Below are 17596 nucleotides of genomic sequence, written 5' to 3'. Positions count from 1 at the left end.
CTGCAGATCCGGTAGATGTCGACGCCGACGTCGTAGAGCGACATCGCATTGCCGACGAACGGAACCATGTACAGGCACTGGACGAAAATCTCGAGGCCGTGGTTCTTGACCGATTCGGCGCGGGCTGCGACCACCTTCGGCGATGTCGCGGGCGCGGGAACCGGGCTGACGATCACGCGCCGGGCTTCGGCGTTGTGCTGGAGGGCTTGGGGGATCTGGCGCTGAGGGGTACGGAGGGTTTCGGGACCGGCCATGGTTTCGCTATCTCTCTCAGCGTTCGTTCTAGTTTGAGGAAGCTGAATGGATAACGGATGGCCGAACGCACGTCCAGCAAACGGCAACGGTCCGCAACAATGTTCGTGAACGAACACGCGTGACGTACGGGAAACCTGCTGTATTTGTATCGTGCAAGCGCCTTTTTTATCGCGCGCTGGCCTGCCCTCGCCGTCGATCCGCCCTAGGCGGGCCCTGCCGGCGTTTTCGCCGGCTCATCGGTTGAGCGATCGCGAAATCGACCTGATCGTTGCGTATCTTGGGTATATGGCGCGGCGTACGGCGGAAAGGTAGGACGTCCCGGCGGACGAGCGTATGCGCTCCCGCCAGACCGGGGAGAAATCCAGCCGCTCCAAATGTTCTTACGATCAGATAGAAGCCGTCGCCCGGAATGCACTCATGGCGCCAACCGCGTTCGAACTACGATCGGAGATCGCCGCCACGCGAACTGCCGTTGCAGTGCGGAACGCATCGACATGCGCTTCGCCCGCGCGTCACCCCCTCCCCACCTCCCCCGTCCACCGCAGGTAATCCCCGCGCGTCCAGTCGAGCCCCACCCCGACGCGCTTCGTCCCCGGCCGGATCTTCGGCTTGTGGACCGACAGCGTCAGCGTCTCCAGCGCCGGCCATTCGCGAAACGACATCACCGCGAGATCGGCCACCAGCGTTTCGAGCAGCCGCGTATGCGGCTTGTGCGCGAGAAACGCGGCCACCCGCGCGCAATACCCGTCATAGTCGATCCACTCGCCCGCCTCGTTCGGCTCGCAGCGATACCCGAGCTGCGCATCGATCACGATCGGCTGCGGCGCCTCGTGCTCGTGCGCATGGATGCCGATCCGCGCGGGCACCATCAGTTCGTCGACGAACACGCTCCAGCCGCGCCCCCTGACGCGCGGCACGTCGATCGACACGAACGGTTCGTCGGCCGGCTTCATGACGCGAGCGGCGCGGCCGCGTCGAGCATGATGCGCACGAAATAGTCGGCGAAGCTGCGGCGCACGACGATCTCGAACGTGTCGTCGCCGGTCGGCACCAGCACGACACCCGCCTTGAAGTAATGCGTCTGCGCGCACTGGCCCGGCTTGAACAGCCGCGGATGCAGGTCGAGCGGGCAGCCGCGCGCCAGCACGTCGCGCACGCGCTCGCCGCTGATCTCGACGACCGTGTAGCCGCTGCCGATGTCGACCGCCGCCGCATACGTGCCCTGCACGGCCTCGGCGAGCCGCGCCTCGAGCACGCCGGCCTGCACCGCGCCGTTCGAGCGCACGAGCCACTCGTCGGGGCCGAGCCACAGCACGTCGTACTCGGCGCTGCGCGCGACCGTGTTCGGCGCAGCCGGCGGCCGGCAGCCCACCACGCGCTCGAACGCGGCGACGAACGCGGGGTCGCTCAACTCGCCGCGCACGTTGACGAGATCGAGGAACGGCCGCTCGCGGAACGTGAACTTCTGCGACGCGCGCGCCTGCTGCGTCTTCAGCAGGTCGGCCGCGCCGACGAACGGCGATTCGAGGCGCACGCCGCCCGTGCCCGCCACCTGCGCCTGGTCTCTGGTTTCATTCCACATGCTGACGCACCCCTTCGGTATCGTAGAAAACCGGGCTCGAGATCTTCGCGGTGATGCGCTTGCCGTTGGCCAGCGGAATCACGACGCTCTCGCCCATCTTGTTCAGGCCGCCCTTCACCACCGCCAGCGCGATCGAGCGCTGCAGGATCGGGCTGTAGTAGCTCGACGTCACGTGGCCGAGCATCGGCGTCGGCTCGGTGGCCGACACCTGCGTGTCCTTCGCGATGATCTGCGCGCCTTCCGGCAGCACCGTCTGCGCGTCGTCGGTCAGCAGGCCGACGAACTGCTTGCGGCCCTCCTTCGCGGTATCCGAGCGCGTGAGCGAACGCTTGCCGAGGAAGTCCTTCGACTTCGCGACGAGCCCGCCCATCCCCAGGTCGTACGGCGTGACCGAACCGTCGGTGTCCTGGCCGACGATGATGTAGCCCTTCTCCGCGCGCAGCACGTGCATCGTCTCGGTGCCGTACGGCGTGATGTCGAACTCGGCGCCCGCGGCCATCAGCGCTTCCCACACCGCGCGGCCCGCGTTCGCCGGCACGTTCACTTCGTAGGCCAGTTCGCCCGAGAAGCTGATCCGCATCACGCGCGCCTTCGCGCCGGCCACCGTGCCGTTGCGGTAGCTCATGAACGGGAACGCCTCGTTGCCGAAGTCGATGTCCTGGCACACCTTCTGCACGACCTTGCGGCTCTTCGGGCCGACGACCGCAAAGGTCGCCCAGTGGTCCGTCACCGACGACAGCCGCACCTTCATGTCCGGCCATTCCGTCTGCAGCCAGCGCTCCAGCCACGTCAGCACGCGCGCCGCGCCGCCCGTCGTGGTGGTCATCATGAAGTGCTGGTCGGCGAGGCGCACCGTCACGCCGTCGTCGAACACCATGCCGTTCTCGTCGAGCATCAGCCCGTAGCGGCACTTGCCCACCTCGAGCTTGTTCCACGGGTTCGTGTACATCCAGTTCAGCAGCTTCACCGCGTCCGGGCCCTGGATGTCGATCTTGCCGAGCGTCGACGCGTCGAGGATGCCGACGCTGTTGCGCACCGCGAGGCATTCGCGCTTCACGGCCGCATGCAGATCCTCGCCGTTCTTCGGGAAATACCACGGCCGCTTCCAGTTGCCGACGTCCTCGAACATCGCGCCGTGCTCGACGTGCCATTCGTGCACGCAGGTCTTGCGGATCGGGTCGAGGAAATCGCCGAGCTCGCGGCCCGCGAACGTGCCAAACGTCACCGGCGTGTAGTTCGGGCGGAACGTCGTGGTGCCGGTTTCCGGAATCGACTTGCCGAGCGCCTGCGCGAGGATCGCCATCCCGTTGATGTTGCCGAGCTTGCCCTGGTCGGTGCCGAAGCCCATCGCCGTGTAGCGCTTCACGTGCTCGACCGACTCGAAGCCTTCGCGCGCGGCGAGCAGGATGTCGGCGGCCGACACGTCGTTCTGGAAGTCGACGAACTGCTTCGGCCCGCGCGCGGCGGCCTCGCGGCTGCCGACGAGCCACAACGGCTGCAGCGCGCCTTCCGCGGCTTCCGCGACCTTCGGTGCGACCGGGCGCTGTGCGGCGCTCAGGCCGGCCGCCTTGGCCGCTTCCGCGCCCGCGTCCACCGCGAGCCGCAGCGCGCGCGCCAGGCCGAACTCGCCCGCCGCCCCGCCGACGCTCGCCTCGGGCTGCACGGCCTTGCCGGGCAGGAAGCAGGCCTTCTCGTCGCTCCAGCACGCCTTGCCGCCCGACTGCGCGAACAGGTGCAGCACCGGGCTGAAACCGCCCGACATCGCGACGAGGTCGCACGGCAGCGTCTTCAGCTTGCCGCCCGTCTGGCCGTTCGAGTAGGACGCGACGTCGACCGACGATACGCGCCACTTGCCCGACGCAGCCGTCACGACCGCGCCGCTCATCACCGTCACGCCCTGGCGCTTCGCCGCCGCCGGCAGCGCGCCGTTCGACGATGCGCGCGAATCGACGATCGTCACCTTCGCGCCGCACGCCTTCAGGTCGAGCGCCGTCTGGTAGCCGCGGTCGTTGTTCGTGAACACTACCGCGTCGCGGCCCGGCAGCACGCCGAAGCGATGGATGTACGCCGACACCGCGCCGGCCAGCATCACGCCCGGCAGGTCGTTGTTGCCGAACACGATAGGCCGCTCGTGCGCACCGGTCGCGAGGATCACGCGCTTCGCGCGGACCTTCCACAGCAGCTCGCGGGTGCCCTTGCGCATCGACACCGGCAGGTGGTCGGTCAGGCGCTGCGTGACCGTCACGAGGTTGTGGTCCTGGTAGCCGAACGCGGTGCTGCGCGTGAGGATCGTCACGTCGGGCAGCTTGCGCAGCTCGGCCTCGATCTTCTCGACCCATTGCACCGCGGGCTTGCCGTCGATCTCCGCGCGGCACGACAGCAGGCTGCCGCCGAGCTCGCGCTGGTCGTCGACGAGGATCACGCGCGCGCCGGCCGTCGCCGCCGCATGCGCGGCCGCGAGCCCCGACGGGCCGCCGCCGACGACGAGCACGTCGCAATGCGCGTAGCACTTGTCGTAGCGATCGGCGTCGAGCGTGTCCGGCGCCTTGCCGAGGCCGGCCGCTTCACGGATCTTCTCTTCATACTTCGGCCACATGTTGCGCGGCCACATGAAGGTCTTGTAATAGAACCCGGCGGGCAGGAAGCGCGACAGCTTCTGGTTGATCGCGTACTTGTCGTTCTCGAGCGACGGTTCCGCGTTCACGCTGGTCGCGACGAGGCCCTGGTACAGCTCGATCTCGGTCGAGCGCGCGTTCGGCACGCTGTACGGGCCCGACTCGAGCTGCACGACCGCGTTCGGTTCCTCGACGCCTGCGGCGACGATGCCGCGCGGGCGGTGGTACTTGAAGCTGCGCGCGACGAAGTGCACGCCGTTCGCGAGCAGCGCGGACGCGAGCGTGTCGCCCTGGAAGCCCTGGTAGGTGCGGCCGTTGAACGTGAAGGTCAGCGGAATCGCGCGATTGATGCGGCCACCGGTGCCGAGACGGTCTTTCTGGCTCATTTGCTGGTGCCCTCTTCGTGTGCGTTGCCGGCGGCTGCGCCGCCGAATTTTTCATAGCTCTTGATGTCGTAGGTCACCGTATCGCGCGTGGCCTTGAACCAGCGGCGGCAACCCTGCGTATGCAGCCATTGCTCCTTGTGCAGCCCGCGCTTGTTCTCGCGCATGAACACGTACTCGCCCCATTCGCGGTCGGTCATGTTCTCGTTGTTGACGGGGCGCACGATGTCGGCTTCGCCTCCGCACGAGAACTCGGATTCGGCGCGCGGCCCGCACCACGGACATTCGATCAGCAACATGGTTTGTTCTCCTCGTGGTGGGTGGGGTTCAGTGCGCGACGGCGGCGGCGCCGTGCTCGTCGATCAGGTGGCCCGTGTAGAAGCGGTCGAGCGCGAACGGCGCGTTCAGCGGATGCGGCTCGTCGCGCGCGATCGTGTGCGCGAACACCCAGCCCGAGCCCGGCGTGGCCTTGAAGCCGCCCGTGCCCCAGCCGCAGTTGAAATACAGGCCCTTCACGTCGGTCTTGCTGATGATCGGGCACGCGTCCGGCGACACGTCGACGATGCCGCCCCACTGGCGGTTCATCCGTACGCGCGAGAACACCGGGAACATCTCGACGATCGCCTGCAGCGTGCCTTCGATGATGTGGAAGCTGCCGCGCTGGCCGAAGCCCGTGTACTGGTCGATGCCCGCGCCGATCACGAGGTCGCCCTTGTCGGACTGGCTGATGTACGCGTGCACCGCGTTCGACATGATCACCGAGTTGACCACCGGCTTGATCGGCTCCGACACCAGCGCCTGCAGCGGATGGCTCTCGATCGGCAGGCGCACGCCGGCCATGTCGGCGAGCGTCGTCGTGTTGCCGGCCGCGACCACCGCGACCTTCTTCGCCTTGATGAAGCCCTTCACCGTGTCGACGCCCACCACCGCGCCGCCTTCGCGGCGAATGCCCGTCACCTGGCAGTTCTGGATGATGTCGACGCCCGCGCGGTCCGCGCCGCGCGCGAAGCCCCAGGCCACCGCGTCGTGGCGCGCGACGCCCGCGCGCCGCTGGATCGACGCGCCGAGCACCGGGTAGCGGCTGTTCAGGTTGATGGTCGGCTCGATTTCCTTGATCTGCGCGGGCGTCAGGAACTCGGCATCGACGCCGTTCAGCCGGTTCGCGTTCACGCGGCGCTCGGTGTCGCGCACGTCCTGCAGCGTATGCGCGAGGTTCATCACGCCGCGCTGGCTGAACATCACGTTGTAGTTCAGGTCCTGCGACAGCCCTTCCCACAGCTTCATCGCCTTCTCGTACAGCGCGGCCGATTCGTCCCACAGGTAGTTCGAGCGGACGATCGTCGTGTTGCGCGCGGTGTTGCCGCCGCCGATCCAGCCCTTCTCGAGGATCGCGACATTGGTGATGCCGTGCTCCTTCGCGAGGTAGTACGCGGTCGCGAGGCCATGCCCGCCGCCGCCGACGATCACGACGTCGTATTCCTTCTTCGGCTCCGGGCTCTTCCACTGCTTTTCCCAGTTCTCGTGATACGACAGGCCGTTGCGAAACAGGCTGAATATCGAGTAGCGGCTCATGTTAGTGATCCTTCGTTAGCATTCGATGACGTTCACGGCGAGGCCGCCGCGCGACGTTTCCTTGTATTTCGTCTTCATGTCGGCGCCCGTCTCGCGCATCGTCTTGATGACCGAGTCGAGCGACACGTAGTGCTGGCCGTTGCCCTTCAGCGCCATGCGCGACGCGTTCAGCGCCTTGATCGCGCCCATCGCGTTGCGCTCGATGCACGGGATCTGCACGAGGCCGCCCACCGGGTCGCAGGTCATGCCGAGGTTGTGCTCCATGCCGATCTCGGCGGCGTTCTCGACCTGGTCGGGCGTGCCGCCCATCACGGCGGCGAGCGCGGCCGCGGCCATCGAGCACGCGACGCCCACCTCGCCCTGGCAGCCCACTTCCGCGCCGGAGATCGATGCGGTTTCCTTGTAGATGATCCCGATGGCGGCGGCCGTCAGCAGGAATTCGACGATGCCGTTCTCGTTCGAGCCCGGCACGAACTTCACGTAGTAGTGCAGCACCGCGGGAATCACGCCGGCCGCGCCGTTGGTCGGCGCGGTGACGACGCGGCCGCCCGCCGCGTTCTCCTCGTTGACGGCCATCGCGTACAGGTTGACCCAGTCGAGCATCGACAGCGGGTCGCGCAGCGATTCCTCCGAACGCGCGCGCAGGCGGGCGTTCAGCTCGGCCGCGCGGCGCTTCACGCGCATCGGGCCCGGCAGGTCGCCTTCGACCTTGCAGCCGCGCTCGACGCACGCGGCCATCGTGCGCCAGATCGCAAGCAGGCCCGCGCGCACTTCGTCCTCGGGGCGCAGCGCGCATTCGTTGCGCAGCATCAACTCGGCGATCGACAGGCCGCTCGCACGGCACTGGCGCATCAGGTCGTCGCCGGTGCGGAACGGATACGGCACCTCGGCCGCCGCGCGCACGCCGTTCACGCGGTCGCCGTCGCGGTTCACGACGAAGCCGCCGCCGATCGAGTAATACTCCTTCTCCACCAGCAGCTGGCCGTGCTCGTCGAACGCCTGGAAGCGCATGCCGTTCGGATGCACGATGCCGGTGCCGCTCATCAGCTTGCGATAGAAGCCGATGTGCTCCTTCTCGTCGAAGCGGATCGCCTGCTTGCCGAGCAGCGACAGCGATTTGGCCGCGCGGATCTCGGCGAGACGCGGCTCGATCAGGTCGGGGTCGATCGAATCGGGCAGGTGCCCTTCGAGGCCGAGCAGCACCGCCTTGTCGGTGCCGTGGCCCTTGCCGGTCGCGCCGAGCGAGCCGTACAGCTCGACCCGCACGCGGCGCACGAAACCGAGCAGGTTCGCATCCTCGACGTGCGACGCGAAGCGGCACGCGGCGATCATCGGGCCGACCGTATGCGAGCTGGACGGGCCGATGCCGATCTTGAACAGGTCGAAGACGCTGACGTTCATCTGGCTTCCTCTGGGTGGACACACGTGAAGTGACATTGGACGCCAGTACACCAAAGCGTAAAATTGGCCGATAGAACAAAAACGGCATCGGCGTGGGATGCCGCCGCCAAGCGGCCCGCCGCTCGGCCGGAAAGTGCGTTTTGACGATGGTTCGCGACGGAAAAACGCAAGTCCGCGCGCGGGCGATCGGCGACGCTGGGGCATCCGCACCGCCCGTGCCGCCCCTGTAATCAGAGAGTGAGACCTGCCCGCCCTGGCGAGCCGTGACGAGATTTGCCGCAATGACACCCGACGTACCCGCCTCCCCCGTTGCCGACCCGGCCCCGAAACGCATCCGCTTCGGCATCGTGCTGCTGCCGAACTTCACGCTGACGGCGTTCTCCGGCTTCGTCGACATGCTCCGGCTGTCCGCCGACGACGGCGACTACAGCAAGCCCGTGCGCTGCGCCTGGAGCGTGATCGGGGAAACCCTTGCCCCGGTGCGCGCGAGCTGCGGGATCCAGATCACGCCGTGGGAAACCTTCGACGACGCCGAGCCGTTCGACTACGTGGTGGTGGTCGGCGGGCTGCTGCATTCGGGGCCGCAGGCGGGGCCGGAGACGCTCGCGTTCGTCCGCCGCGCGGCGGCCGACGGCGCGACCGTCGTCGGCATCTGCACCGGCGTGTTCACGCTGATGCGCGCGGGCGTGCTGGACGGGCACCGCACCTGCGTGAGCTGGTTCCACTACTGGGATTTCATCGAGCGCTTCCCGGCGGCCGACCCCGAATTGCTGATTGCCGACCGGCTGTTCGTGATCGACCGGCGGCGGATCACCTGTTCGGGCGGGCGCGCGTCGATCGACGTGGCCGCCGCGATCCTGCTGCGTCACTTCGACCACGCGACCGTGCAGAAGGCGCTGCGCATCCTGCTGGTCGGCGAGATGCAGAAGGGCAACGCGCCGCAGCCGCACCCGCCGGGCCTCGAGCCCGCGACGCACCCGAAGGTGAAGCGCGCGATCCTGCTGATGGAACAGCACGTCGGCCGCGCGCTGCCGCTCGAGGAGCTCGCGTGCAAGCTCGACCTGTCGGCGCGGCAGCTGGAACGGCTGTTCAAGGCAGAAACCGGCAAGAGCCCGCAGGCGTTCGCGAAGCAGGTGCGGCTGCGCACCGCCGCATGGCTGCTGACGAGCTCGGATCGCACCGTCGCCGATATCGCGTCGAGCTGCGGGTTCGCCGACGCGTCGCATCTCGGGCGCGAGTTCCGCAAGCAGTTCGGCGTGCCGCCGGCGGCCTATCGCGAACGCGGCGGGGAAGCGGCGGCCGCCGCGCCGGACGATGTCGCCGAGGAAGAGGTGGAGTGAGCCGTGCGCCGCGACAGGCTTCGCTCACCTTTACGACCTTTTTACTTGCGGCCGCTCCGCCGTTCACTAGAATGTCATCGCAATCCAACCGAGAGCACGTGACATGACCATCCGATGTCCCCGCCCACCAAGTCGTTTCGCTGCCTGACAGGCAGGACGTCTGCGCCTCTCTTTCTTGAGCCACCGTCTTGCCGCCCAGGCGAGCGGTGCGCGTCGTAGTTCCATCCCCGTGCACCTTTTCACACAACCCGGCTACCGCGCGTGACGCGACCCGGGCGGCACCGTGCTGTTCGGCCGGCTGCGCGAGCGCGTGCGGCCGTGCCCGATGCAATAAGGATGACAGATGAAAAACCGAACCGTGGTGTGCGCGCCGTCGGCAACGCCGAGACTGAGCGCGCATGAAATCGCGGCGCTGATGCTGCTCGACCAGGCGCCCGTCGCGGCCGAATCCGGCACGCTCGACCTCACCGCGCTGCGCGAGGCCGGGCTGGCCGAATTGATCGAGTCGAAAGCGGGCGGCCCCGAATTTTCCATTACGCGTACCGGCCAGGCCGTGCTGCGGATCCTGAGCGCGTGGCGCAGCCCGGACGACGAGGCCCCACCGGTTCGCCGCAGCCTGCGGCGGCGAACGGCGGACGCGTCGAGCGCGGGCTTGCACCGCCCCGGCTGATCGCGTGCGCTTTCACGACGCGTGGCGCAGGCAAATTGATTCGCATCCCTTATCGAGCACATTGTGTTCGGCAACCCAGGAGCATCGTCATGTTCGACATCAACAAGAACTACACCCGTGAATTCATCCACACCGTGTGTGGCGGCAGCAAGCAGGCGTTTCTCCCGACGAAGAACGGCCGGGTGGTGGCCGCGTGCCTGCGCACGGACCTCAACCCGCACGCGCCCGACGTGATCATCTGCGACGGCAGCGCGTCCGCGCGCGCCGCCGGCCGCACGCTCGCCATGCAGGGCGACGCGATTCCGGTGTTCCTCAAGATGGAGACGGACGCGTTTCGCTTCGTCGGCCGGTTCGTGGTCAGCGCATCCCTCACCGCGCCGCTCGACTACGCGCCCTATGTGCGCAACAGCGGGCTGACGATCGGCCAGGTCTCGCGCGTGCTCAAGATGGAACGTTGCTGACGCGCTGCCGGGGCGCCGCGACCCGGGCGCCCCGTCCATCGTCGCCACTCTCACCTATGGAACCCATCATGCTTGGCTTGACGTTCTGGAAATCCGCGCTCGGCGCACGAGCCGGCGCAATGCATGAAGACACTTCGGGCACACGCCACCGCCGTCCGCCAAAGCCGAAACTCCTGCTCGTCGCGAGCGCCGCGGTGGCGTTCGCGGTCATCGCGAGCGGCGCGCCGGATGTCGGCATCGCGATCTATCTGCTGGCGATGCTGCTGTTCATGCTGCGCGCTTCGTGACCGCTCGTGATCACACATCGGCGGCACATCGATACGCAATTTTTATGTCCGGCCGCCCTGTATCTGACACCGTCTTTACAGGGTTTTGTCTAGGATTCCTCTGTCACCAGCCCGGTCACGGAGAGATCCGCATGCAATCACACAGTCCCGCCGACGGCGGCCAACCCGGCGTGCCTCACCGATACGACGGGATGCCCGCCGTCACCCGGCTGGCCCGCGCGTGCCCGCCGGAGAACATCCTGCTCGATGCGCCGGTCGAGAGCCCGAACCAGTTGTTCGAGTACGCGGCGCTGCATCTGCAGCGCCGCTATGGGCTGGCCGCCGAGCGGATCCGCACCGAGCTGATGAAGCGCGAGCAGCTCGGCTCGACCGGTCTCGGCCAGGGCGTCGCGCTGCCGCATGCGCGCGTCGGCGGTGTCGGCGCGGCGCTCGGCCTGTTCGTTCGCGCGTTGTACCCGTTCGGCTTCGATGCGCCGGACGGCAAGCCCGTCGGCGAGTTCCTGCTGCTGGTGATGCCCGAGGAAGACGACCGGGAACACCTCGAACTGCTGGCCGACGCCGCGCGGTTCCTCGGCAAGCGTCAGTTCAGGCTGGCCGCGCGCGCCGCGCAGACACCCGACGAGATCGCCGCGCTGATGCAGGGCACGCGCTGATGCGCGGCGCGGCAACCCGCGGCCACCCCGTCCATTCACCGACCTTTCCCATGTTCCCAGACCCTGAAAGCAAAGCCGTCCCGTCGCAGCAGGTGGCCAGGCTGGCCCGCTCGCTGCCGTTCATGCAGGCGCTGCACGGGCAGACCGTCGTCATCGTCCATGGCGGCTCCGCCGTGCATGCGCCCCGCGCCCGCATGTCGTTCGCGCAGGACGTCGCGCTGCTGGCGCTGACCGGCGTTCGCCCCGTCGTCGTGCACGGCGGGCTGCCGGCGTTCCGCAAGACCGCGCCGCCCGATCCGGGCGACGCGCGCGCCGTGCAGGCCGCCCGCGCGATGATGGCCGACGTCAACCACGAGCTGGTGCGCCTGATCGGCAGCCATGGCGTAAAGGCGCTCGGCGTCAGCGGCCAGGACGGCGGCCTGATGACCGCCGGCGCCGAGTCGGACCACGCGAACCTGAGCCCGGTCACGCAGTTCGACGCAACCGCGTTCGACGCATTTCGGGAGCATGGGCTCGTGCCGGTGGTGATGCCCGTCGCGCCGGACGACGGCGGCCGGGATCGCTTGCTGGACCCCGAGCGGCTCGGCAGCCTGATTGCGCAGCGAACCGGCGCCGTGACGCTGGTGATGATGGTCGAGCACGCGGTGCTGGGCGAACTGGACGCGCTGGCCGGGCTATACGGGATGACGGAGCTCGAGCAGTGGCTGGCCGAGCACCCGTGCGCCGCCGCTTCGCGCTATGTGCGCGAAGCGCTCGATGCGCTCGCGCAGGGCGTGCAGAACGTCCATCTGGCCGATGTCGCGCAGCCCGAGTCGCTGATCGGCGAGCTGCTGACCGAGGAAGGATCGGGCGTGGTGTTCTGCCATCGCGGCAACGCGGATCTGCTGTCGGAAACCCAACGCTACTTCGCGGACTCGGCGTGCATCCTGCGCGACGGCTTCAACGTCGAGCGCAAGACGGTCGTGCGGTTCTGATGGGGCGACGCGCGCGGCCCCCGGCCGCCGCGCGTTACTTCGCCCGCTTTCCCGTCACGACGAATTCCTCGGCAGCCTTGCCCTGGATCGCGGCCATCATCGCGAGCGCATGCTCGCTGCCCGGCTCGCTGGAGATGACGCCGGTCGCGTCCTTCGCCTTCGCGCCCGGCGGGTAGAACACGAACGACGTGCCGGACGGCGCATCGGGCTCGGCACGCAGACGCTTGTTCAGGATCTTCAGGTACTTTTTCTTCGAGACGTGCTTCGTCGCCATGGCGACCTCCTGAGCGGATGTCATGAAGGCCAGCATACCAGCATTGACCGGCCGCCCGGCACGGCCGCACCATCGGCCGCTGCGATCAGCCGGGCGCCGCCGCTCGCGGCTGAACGGCATCACGCGTGCCCTTCGCCGCCCGCGGGTTCGTCCGCGCTGTAGACGGTCATCCCGTCGATCGGATCCATCGGCATGTCCCACGGGCGCGCGGCAATCGCCTGCCGCGCCGCCTCGTAGCCCGCCTGCCGGCGCGCCGCGATGCCGGCCGGCGTGAAGTCGATGTCCTTGAACTGGTTGTCGCCGTCGAGCCGGGGCGCGGCGAGCTTGATCACGCGCATGGTTGTCTGGCATCCCCAGGCCGCCAGCGCACGCACCTCGGCCGTCGCGCGCTCGGCCTCGGGCACGTGCGCGACCAGTTCGCGGATCACGTGGCGCAGCCGGTGGATCTGCTGCTGACGCGCGATATGGCTGTCGGTCCGGCTCGCGTACTGGATGTCCTTCTGCCGCTCCGATACCTGCAGGATGGTTTCCGGCTCGGGGCCGACCGGATTCCACATCTGCACCGAGAAGATGATCGAACTCCTGCGCGGCCTGTCGTCCAGCACCACCTCGACCGGCGTATTGGAATACACGCCGCCGTCCCAGTACGGCTGGCCGCCGATTCTCACGGCCGGGAAAGCGGGCGGCAGCGCGGCCGAGCTCATGATGTGCTCGACGGCGAGCGGCTGTTCGCGCGTGTCGAAATAGCGCATCGCGCCGGTGCACGCGTTCACCGCGCCGACGGTCAGGCGCGGCTGGCCGGCGTTCAGCATCTCGACGTCGATCAGCGTGCTCAGCGTGTCGCGCAGCGGCGCGATCAGGTAGTACGACGCGCGCTCGGCGCCCAGCCGCGCCATCGGCCCGAGCCACGACGCCGGGTTCGGCTCGAAGAACCCGGCGATGCCGCCGCCGATGATCATCAGCTCGGCGAACAGCCGGCTCCAGCCCGGCAGCACGGCGGGCACGCGCAGCCGGGAGCGCTCGGTCACCCGGCTCCAGAACTCCGCGACCCGCTGCAAGCGATGCTCCGGCCGGTTCCCGGCGATCAGCGCCGCATTGATCGCGCCGATGGACGTGCCGACCACCCAGTCGGGCTGGATGCCGGCCTCGTCCATCGCCTGGTAGACGCCGAGCTGGAACGCGCCCAGCGCGCCGCCGCCCTGCAACACGAGAACGACTTGCCCCGGCAATTCCGTTCGGGCTGGCTGGCTCACGGTCATGACGTGCCTCGCTGGGTGCGGCGTTGGATCGGACCCGGACAGGTCGATCCAGTCCAGTTTAGGCGATCGGCGCAGCGTCGCGCCCCCGCGCACCGGCCCCACATGATCGCGTGAAGTTGCTGCGATTTGGAACCGGTTCCAATCAAATTCGCCGAAGATGTCCCGGCCGAACGAGGGTTATTCCGGATGCGCCCTTTCTCCTAAAAATTTGTATGATGACCACATCACCTTACAAACATGAACACCATGTTCGAGAAAATTCCCGCTCGCGCGATGAGCGATCACGTCGCGCAGCAGCTGCTCAAGCAGATCGAAGTCGGCAGTTTCGCGGCCACCGGCAAGCTGCCGACCGAGGCCGTGCTCGCGCAGGAATTCGGCGTGAGCCGCACCGTGATCCGCGAGGCGATCTCGCGCCTGAAGAACGAGGGCGTGGTCGAGCCGCGCCAGGGCAGCGGCGTCTACGTGAACCAGCACGGCGCGATCCGGCCGCTGCGCATCGACTACGCGGAAGCGGTCGAGGCGAGCTCGCTGCCGCACCTGCTCGCGGTGCGCCGCGCGATCGAGGCGGAAGTCGCCGCCGAAGCCGCGCTGCATCGCACGGATGACGACATGGACGACATCGACGATGCGCTGCGCAAGATCGACGACGCGGTGGCCGAAGGGCGCGACGGCGTCGCGGAGGACGTCGCGTTCCACCGCACGATCGCGGCCGTCACCGGCAATCCGTATTTCCTGAAGACGCTGCAGTTCCTGAACCAGTACCTCGAAGCGGGCGTGAAGGTCACGCGCGGCAACGAGGCGACGCGCGAGGATTTCTCGCGGCAGGTTCGCGAAGAGCATGCGGCGATCGCCGACGCGATTCGCGCGCGCGACCCGATGGCAGCCCGCAACGCCGCGCGCACGCACATGTACAACGCCGCCCGCCGTCTCGCGGAAGCCGGCATCTGCTGAACGCGGCGGCGCTGCATTCGGCAGATGCCGCCCCCTGTCACGAATCGATCAAGGTTGACCATGTCACGAAATGTTGGAGTCATCGGCCTCGGCGCAATGGGCCTCGGCGTTGCGCGCTCGCTGCTGCGCGCGGGCTTCCGCGTGCACGCGTGCGACGTGCGTGAAAGCGTGCTGAACGCATTCGCGGCGGAAGGCGGCATCGCGTGCGCGACGCCCGCCGAGCTCGGCGCGCAGTGCGATGTCGTCGTCACGCTCGTCGTCAATGCGGCGCAGACGGAAACGGTGCTGTTCGGCGAACAGGGCGCTCTCGCGCGGATGAAACCGGGCGGCGTCGTGATCGCGAGCGCGACCGTCGCGCCCGAGTTCGCGATCGCGCTCGGCGCCCGCATCGAGGCCGCGGGCCTGCAGATGCTCGACGCGCCGGTGTCCGGCGGCGCCGCGCGCGCGGCATCGGGCGAGATGACGATGATGACGTCCGGCCCGGCCGCCGCATACGAAGCCTGCGACGACGTGCTGGCCGCGATCGCGGGCAAGGTCTATCGCCTCGGCGATGCGCACGGCGTCGGCTCGAAAGTGAAGATCATCAACCAGCTGCTGGCCGGCGTGCACATCGCGGCAGCGGCCGAAGCGATGGCGCTCGGCCTGCGCGAAGGCGTCGATCCCGATGCGCTGTACGACGTGATCACGCACAGCGCCGGCAACTCGTGGATGTTCGAGAACCGCGTGCCGCACATCCTGAACGGCGACTACACGCCGCTGTCCGCGGTCGACATCTTCGTGAAGGATCTCGGCCTCGTGCTCGACACCGCGCGCCGCAGCAAATTCCCGCTGCCGCTGTCGGCCGCCGCGCACCAGATGTTCATGAGCGCATCGAGCGCCGGCCACGGCGGCGAGGACGATTCCGCCGTGATCAAGACCTTCCCCGGCATCACGCTGCCGCCTTCCCGTTGATCTGAACAAGGCCATCGTCATGACCGCTTCCCGTCCCCTGCTCGGCTGCATCGCCGACGATTTCACCGGCGCGACCGATCTCGCGAACATGCTCGTCAAGAGCGGCATGCGCACCGTACAGACGATCGGCGTGCCGGCCGATGGCGCCACGCTCGACGCCGACGCGATCGTCGTCGCGCTGAAGTCGCGCACGATTCCCGCGGCCGACGCGGTCGCGCAATCGCTCGCCGCGTACGAATGGCTGCGCGCGCAGGGCTGCCGCCAGTTCTTCTTCAAGTACTGCTCGACGTTCGACTCCACCGACGCGGGCAACATCGGCCCGGTCGCCGACGCGCTGCTCGACGCGGCCGGCGGCGGCTTCGCGATCGCGTGCCCGGCGTTCCCGGAGAACGGCCGCACGATCTTCCGCGGCCACCTGTTCGTCGGCGATACGCTGCTGAACGAATCGGGAATGGAGAACCATCCGCTCACGCCGATGAAGGACGCGAACCTCGTGCGCGTGCTGCAGCGCCAGACGCCGTCGCGCGTCGGCCTGATCCGCCACGATGCGATCGGCCTCGGCTCCGCCGCGGTGCGCGCGACGATCGCGCAGCTGCGCGCGGAAGGCGCGCGCTTCGCGATCGCCGATGCGCTGTCCGACCGCGATCTCTACGTGCTCGGCGAGGCCTGTGCGGACCTGCCGCTCGTCACCGGCGGCTCGGGCATCGCGCTCGGCCTGCCCGCGAATTTCCGCACCGCTGGCCTGCTGCCCGAGCGCGACAACGCAGCGTCGCTGCCCCGCATCGACGGCTATTCGACGGTGCTCGCAGGCAGCGCGTCGAAGGCGACCAACGCGCAGGTCGCCGAATGGCGCGCGCATTGCCCGAGCTTTCGCATCGATCCGCTCGCGGCGGCGCGCGGCGAGCCGGTCGTCGAGCAGGCGCTCGCGTTCGCGCGTGCGCGCCTGCCCGAGCCGGTGCTGATCTATGCAACCGCCACCCCTGACGAAGTGAAGGCCGTGCAGCAGGCGCTCGGCGTCGACGCGGCCGGCCATCTCGTCGAAAGCACGCTCGCCGCGATCGCGCAGGGCCTGCGCGCGCTCGGCGTGCGCAAGTTCGTCGTCGCGGGCGGCGAAACGTCCGGCGCGGTGGTGCAGGCGCTCGACGTGAAGTCGCTGCAGATCGGCGCGCAGATCGATCCGGGCGTGCCCGCGACCGCGACGATCGACGCGGAGCCGCTCGGCCTCGCGCTGAAGTCCGGCAACTTCGGCGCGGTGGATTTCTTCGACAAGGCGCTGCGCGCACTCGACGGAGCCGCACGATGAGCCACGAAGCAACACTGCGCGAAGAGATCTGCGTGGTCGGCGCGAGCCTGTATGCGCGCGGCCATGCGGTCGGCAGCGCGGGCAACATCAGCGCGCGTCTGGACGACGGCTGGCTGATCACGCCGACCGACGCATGCCTCGGCCGCCTCGACCCGAACGACATCGCGAAGGTCGGCCTCGACGGCCAGCCGGTGTCGGGCGGCCGGCCGTCGAAGACGCTGACGCTGCATCGCGGCATCTACGCGCGCAACGCCGAAGCGAACGGCATCGTGCATACGCATTCGACACATCTCGTCGCGCTGACGCTTGCGGGCGTGTGGCGCGACACCGACGTGCTGCCGCCGATCACGCCGTACTACGTGATGAAGGTCGGCCACATTCCGCTGATCCGCTACCGCCGCCCCGGCGACCCGGCTGTCGCGGCCGAAGTCGCCGCGCTCGCCGATCGCGTGCGCGGCGTGCTGCTCGACCGTCTCGGCCCGGTGATGTGGGGCCCGTCGGTGTCGCAGGCGTCGTACGCGCTCGAGGAGCTCGAGGAAACGGCGCGCCTGTGGCTGATGACCGAACCGAAGCCCGCGCCGCTGCCGGACGCGGCGCTCGACGAATTGCGCGAGACGTTCGGCGCGCGCTGGTAATCCGTTGCCCGCCGTGTGCGCGGGCCCTTC

Annotated in this window: 19 protein-coding genes and 1 pseudogene; 11 read left to right on the top strand and 9 right to left on the bottom strand. The window is 68.5% G+C overall.

The window, feature by feature from the left end; genetic code table 11:
* Nucleotides 1–254 (bottom strand): hypothetical protein (locus tag HWY45_RS34670; RefSeq protein ID WP_176118422.1); only part of this gene is annotated, 254 nt, incomplete at its 3' end.
* 202 nt (nucleotides 255–456) lie between these two features.
* Between HWY45_RS34670 and HWY45_RS37535 the strand changes: the two are divergent.
* Nucleotides 457–567: pseudogene (locus tag HWY45_RS37535) on the top strand (cytochrome c); the annotation flags it as partial.
* 200 nt (nucleotides 568–767) lie between these two features.
* Here the strand turns inward: HWY45_RS37535 and HWY45_RS34665 are convergent.
* From HWY45_RS34665 to HWY45_RS34640, 6 genes are read right to left on the bottom strand one after another with little or no spacing between them, the layout of a single operon-like run.
* Entirely contained in the window at nucleotides 768–1208 is a 441-nt protein-coding gene (locus HWY45_RS34665; protein WP_059801565.1) for a dihydroneopterin aldolase, read from the bottom strand.
* Nucleotides 1205–1837, bottom strand: coding sequence for a sarcosine oxidase subunit gamma (locus HWY45_RS34660; protein ID WP_059801567.1), 633 nt, complete (start codon nucleotides 1835–1837; stop codon nucleotides 1205–1207). Before HWY45_RS34660 ends, HWY45_RS34665 begins: the two co-directional genes overlap by 4 nt.
* Nucleotides 1827–4838 (bottom strand): sarcosine oxidase subunit alpha family protein, encoded by a 3012-nt coding sequence (locus HWY45_RS34655; RefSeq protein WP_059880265.1) that lies wholly within the window; start codon nucleotides 4836–4838, stop codon nucleotides 1827–1829. Before HWY45_RS34655 ends, HWY45_RS34660 begins: the two co-directional genes overlap by 11 nt.
* Nucleotides 4835–5134, bottom strand: coding sequence for a sarcosine oxidase subunit delta (locus HWY45_RS34650; RefSeq protein WP_059565877.1), 300 nt, complete (start codon nucleotides 5132–5134; stop codon nucleotides 4835–4837). Before HWY45_RS34650 ends, HWY45_RS34655 begins: the two co-directional genes overlap by 4 nt.
* 28 nt (nucleotides 5135–5162) lie before the next feature.
* The gene (locus HWY45_RS34645; RefSeq protein WP_010089369.1) at nucleotides 5163–6407 is read right to left on the bottom strand and encodes a sarcosine oxidase subunit beta family protein; all 1245 of its coding nucleotides are present in this window, start codon (nucleotides 6405–6407) and stop codon (nucleotides 5163–5165) included.
* Nucleotides 6408–6422: 15 nt separating this feature from the next.
* A complete protein-coding gene (locus tag HWY45_RS34640; protein ID WP_059801571.1) occupies nucleotides 6423–7808 on the bottom strand; it encodes an L-serine ammonia-lyase in 1386 nt (461 codons plus the stop codon).
* A 281-nt stretch (nucleotides 7809–8089) separates the two neighbouring features.
* On the opposite strand from HWY45_RS34640, the gene HWY45_RS34635 reads away from it, so the two are divergent.
* The 6 genes from HWY45_RS34635 to HWY45_RS34610 all read left to right on the top strand — a co-directional run bounded on the left by HWY45_RS34635 (nucleotide 8090) and on the right by HWY45_RS34610 (nucleotide 12193).
* On the top strand, nucleotides 8090–9148 hold the full coding sequence (locus tag HWY45_RS34635; RefSeq protein ID WP_059565879.1) for a GlxA family transcriptional regulator: 1059 nt from the start codon (nucleotides 8090–8092) through the stop codon (nucleotides 9146–9148).
* A gap of 343 nt (nucleotides 9149–9491) precedes the next feature.
* Entirely contained in the window at nucleotides 9492–9818 is a 327-nt protein-coding gene (locus tag HWY45_RS34630) for a hypothetical protein (RefSeq protein ID WP_063895626.1), read from the top strand.
* Between the two features lie 89 nt (nucleotides 9819–9907).
* Nucleotides 9908–10279, top strand: a complete 372-nt coding sequence (locus HWY45_RS34625) for a hypothetical protein (RefSeq protein WP_059565880.1) — start codon at nucleotides 9908–9910, stop codon at nucleotides 10277–10279.
* 56 nt (nucleotides 10280–10335) lie between these two features.
* Nucleotides 10336–10566, top strand: coding sequence for a hypothetical protein (locus HWY45_RS34620; RefSeq protein WP_230946965.1), 231 nt, complete (start codon nucleotides 10336–10338; stop codon nucleotides 10564–10566).
* Between the two features lie 131 nt (nucleotides 10567–10697).
* On the top strand, nucleotides 10698–11219 hold the full coding sequence (locus HWY45_RS34615) for a PTS sugar transporter subunit IIA (protein WP_059801573.1): 522 nt from the start codon (nucleotides 10698–10700) through the stop codon (nucleotides 11217–11219).
* Nucleotides 11220–11269: 50 nt separating this feature from the next.
* Nucleotides 11270–12193 carry an amino acid kinase family protein gene (locus tag HWY45_RS34610; RefSeq protein ID WP_059880262.1) on the top strand — a complete coding sequence of 308 codons (924 nt, stop codon included), beginning with the start codon at nucleotides 11270–11272 and terminating at the stop codon, nucleotides 12191–12193.
* Nucleotides 12194–12227: 34 nt separating this feature from the next.
* Here the strand turns inward: HWY45_RS34610 and HWY45_RS34605 are convergent, their stop codons facing one another.
* Together HWY45_RS34605 and HWY45_RS34600 are read right to left on the bottom strand one after the other, a co-directional pair.
* Entirely contained in the window at nucleotides 12228–12467 is a 240-nt protein-coding gene (locus HWY45_RS34605; RefSeq protein WP_059565883.1) for a hypothetical protein, read from the bottom strand.
* Between the two features lie 119 nt (nucleotides 12468–12586).
* Nucleotides 12587–13726 carry a patatin-like phospholipase family protein gene (locus tag HWY45_RS34600; RefSeq protein ID WP_059880260.1) on the bottom strand — a complete coding sequence of 380 codons (1140 nt, stop codon included), beginning with the start codon at nucleotides 13724–13726 and terminating at the stop codon, nucleotides 12587–12589.
* A gap of 246 nt (nucleotides 13727–13972) precedes the next feature.
* Between HWY45_RS34600 and HWY45_RS34595 the strand changes: the two genes are divergently transcribed.
* Genes HWY45_RS34595 through otnC form a run of 4 tightly spaced genes read left to right on the top strand, consistent with a single transcriptional unit; the run spans nucleotide 13973 to nucleotide 17566 of the window.
* Nucleotides 13973–14677 (top strand): FadR/GntR family transcriptional regulator, encoded by a 705-nt coding sequence (locus tag HWY45_RS34595; RefSeq protein ID WP_059565911.1) that lies wholly within the window; start codon nucleotides 13973–13975, stop codon nucleotides 14675–14677.
* 60 nt (nucleotides 14678–14737) lie between these two features.
* Nucleotides 14738–15628 (top strand): L-threonate dehydrogenase, encoded by an 891-nt coding sequence (gene ltnD, locus HWY45_RS34590; RefSeq protein ID WP_059565885.1) that lies wholly within the window; start codon nucleotides 14738–14740, stop codon nucleotides 15626–15628.
* Between the two features lie 13 nt (nucleotides 15629–15641).
* Nucleotides 15642–16931, top strand: coding sequence for a 3-oxo-tetronate kinase (gene otnK, locus HWY45_RS34585; protein WP_170304061.1), 1290 nt, complete (start codon nucleotides 15642–15644; stop codon nucleotides 16929–16931).
* Nucleotides 16928–17566, top strand: a complete 639-nt coding sequence (gene otnC, locus HWY45_RS34580; protein WP_059801580.1) for a 3-oxo-tetronate 4-phosphate decarboxylase — start codon at nucleotides 16928–16930, stop codon at nucleotides 17564–17566. Before otnK ends, otnC begins: the two co-directional genes overlap by 4 nt.
* Nucleotides 17567–17596 lie beyond the last annotated feature (30 nt).

Origin of the sequence: Burkholderia stagnalis (assembly GCF_902830275.1) — a bacterium.
GTDB classification, from domain to species: domain Bacteria; phylum Pseudomonadota; class Gammaproteobacteria; order Burkholderiales; family Burkholderiaceae; genus Burkholderia; species Burkholderia stagnalis.
Note: the sequence above shows the minus strand (reverse complement) of the source record. Positions and strands in the feature narration are given on the sequence as shown.

What these genes read in the sequence shown, in the direction of transcription:
- HWY45_RS34665 (WP_059801565.1), bottom strand. Translation starts at nt 1,208, where the DNA reads ATGAAGCCGGCCGACGAACCGTTCGTGTCGATCGACGTGCCGCGCGTC.
- HWY45_RS34660 (WP_059801567.1), bottom strand. Translation starts at nt 1,837, where the DNA reads ATGTGGAATGAAACCAGAGACCAGGCGCAGGTGGCGGGCACGGGCGGC.
- HWY45_RS34655 (WP_059880265.1), bottom strand. Translation starts at nt 4,838, where the DNA reads ATGAGCCAGAAAGACCGTCTCGGCACCGGTGGCCGCATCAATCGCGCG.
- HWY45_RS34650 (WP_059565877.1), bottom strand. Translation starts at nt 5,134, where the DNA reads ATGTTGCTGATCGAATGTCCGTGGTGCGGGCCGCGCGCCGAATCCGAG.
- HWY45_RS34645 (WP_010089369.1), bottom strand. Translation starts at nt 6,407, where the DNA reads ATGAGCCGCTACTCGATATTCAGCCTGTTTCGCAACGGCCTGTCGTAT.
- HWY45_RS34640 (WP_059801571.1), bottom strand. Translation starts at nt 7,808, where the DNA reads ATGAACGTCAGCGTCTTCGACCTGTTCAAGATCGGCATCGGCCCGTCC.
- HWY45_RS34635 (WP_059565879.1), top strand. Translation starts at nt 8,090, where the DNA reads ATGACACCCGACGTACCCGCCTCCCCCGTTGCCGACCCGGCCCCGAAA.
- HWY45_RS34630 (WP_063895626.1), top strand. Translation starts at nt 9,492, where the DNA reads ATGAAAAACCGAACCGTGGTGTGCGCGCCGTCGGCAACGCCGAGACTG.
- HWY45_RS34625 (WP_059565880.1), top strand. Translation starts at nt 9,908, where the DNA reads ATGTTCGACATCAACAAGAACTACACCCGTGAATTCATCCACACCGTG.
- HWY45_RS34620 (WP_230946965.1), top strand. Translation starts at nt 10,336, where the DNA reads ATGGAACCCATCATGCTTGGCTTGACGTTCTGGAAATCCGCGCTCGGC.
- HWY45_RS34615 (WP_059801573.1), top strand. Translation starts at nt 10,698, where the DNA reads ATGCAATCACACAGTCCCGCCGACGGCGGCCAACCCGGCGTGCCTCAC.
- HWY45_RS34610 (WP_059880262.1), top strand. Translation starts at nt 11,270, where the DNA reads ATGTTCCCAGACCCTGAAAGCAAAGCCGTCCCGTCGCAGCAGGTGGCC.
- HWY45_RS34605 (WP_059565883.1), bottom strand. Translation starts at nt 12,467, where the DNA reads ATGGCGACGAAGCACGTCTCGAAGAAAAAGTACCTGAAGATCCTGAAC.
- HWY45_RS34600 (WP_059880260.1), bottom strand. Translation starts at nt 13,726, where the DNA reads ATGACCGTGAGCCAGCCAGCCCGAACGGAATTGCCGGGGCAAGTCGTT.
- HWY45_RS34595 (WP_059565911.1), top strand. Translation starts at nt 13,973, where the DNA reads ATGTTCGAGAAAATTCCCGCTCGCGCGATGAGCGATCACGTCGCGCAG.
- ltnD (WP_059565885.1), top strand. Translation starts at nt 14,738, where the DNA reads ATGTCACGAAATGTTGGAGTCATCGGCCTCGGCGCAATGGGCCTCGGC.
- otnC (WP_059801580.1), top strand. Translation starts at nt 16,928, where the DNA reads ATGAGCCACGAAGCAACACTGCGCGAAGAGATCTGCGTGGTCGGCGCG.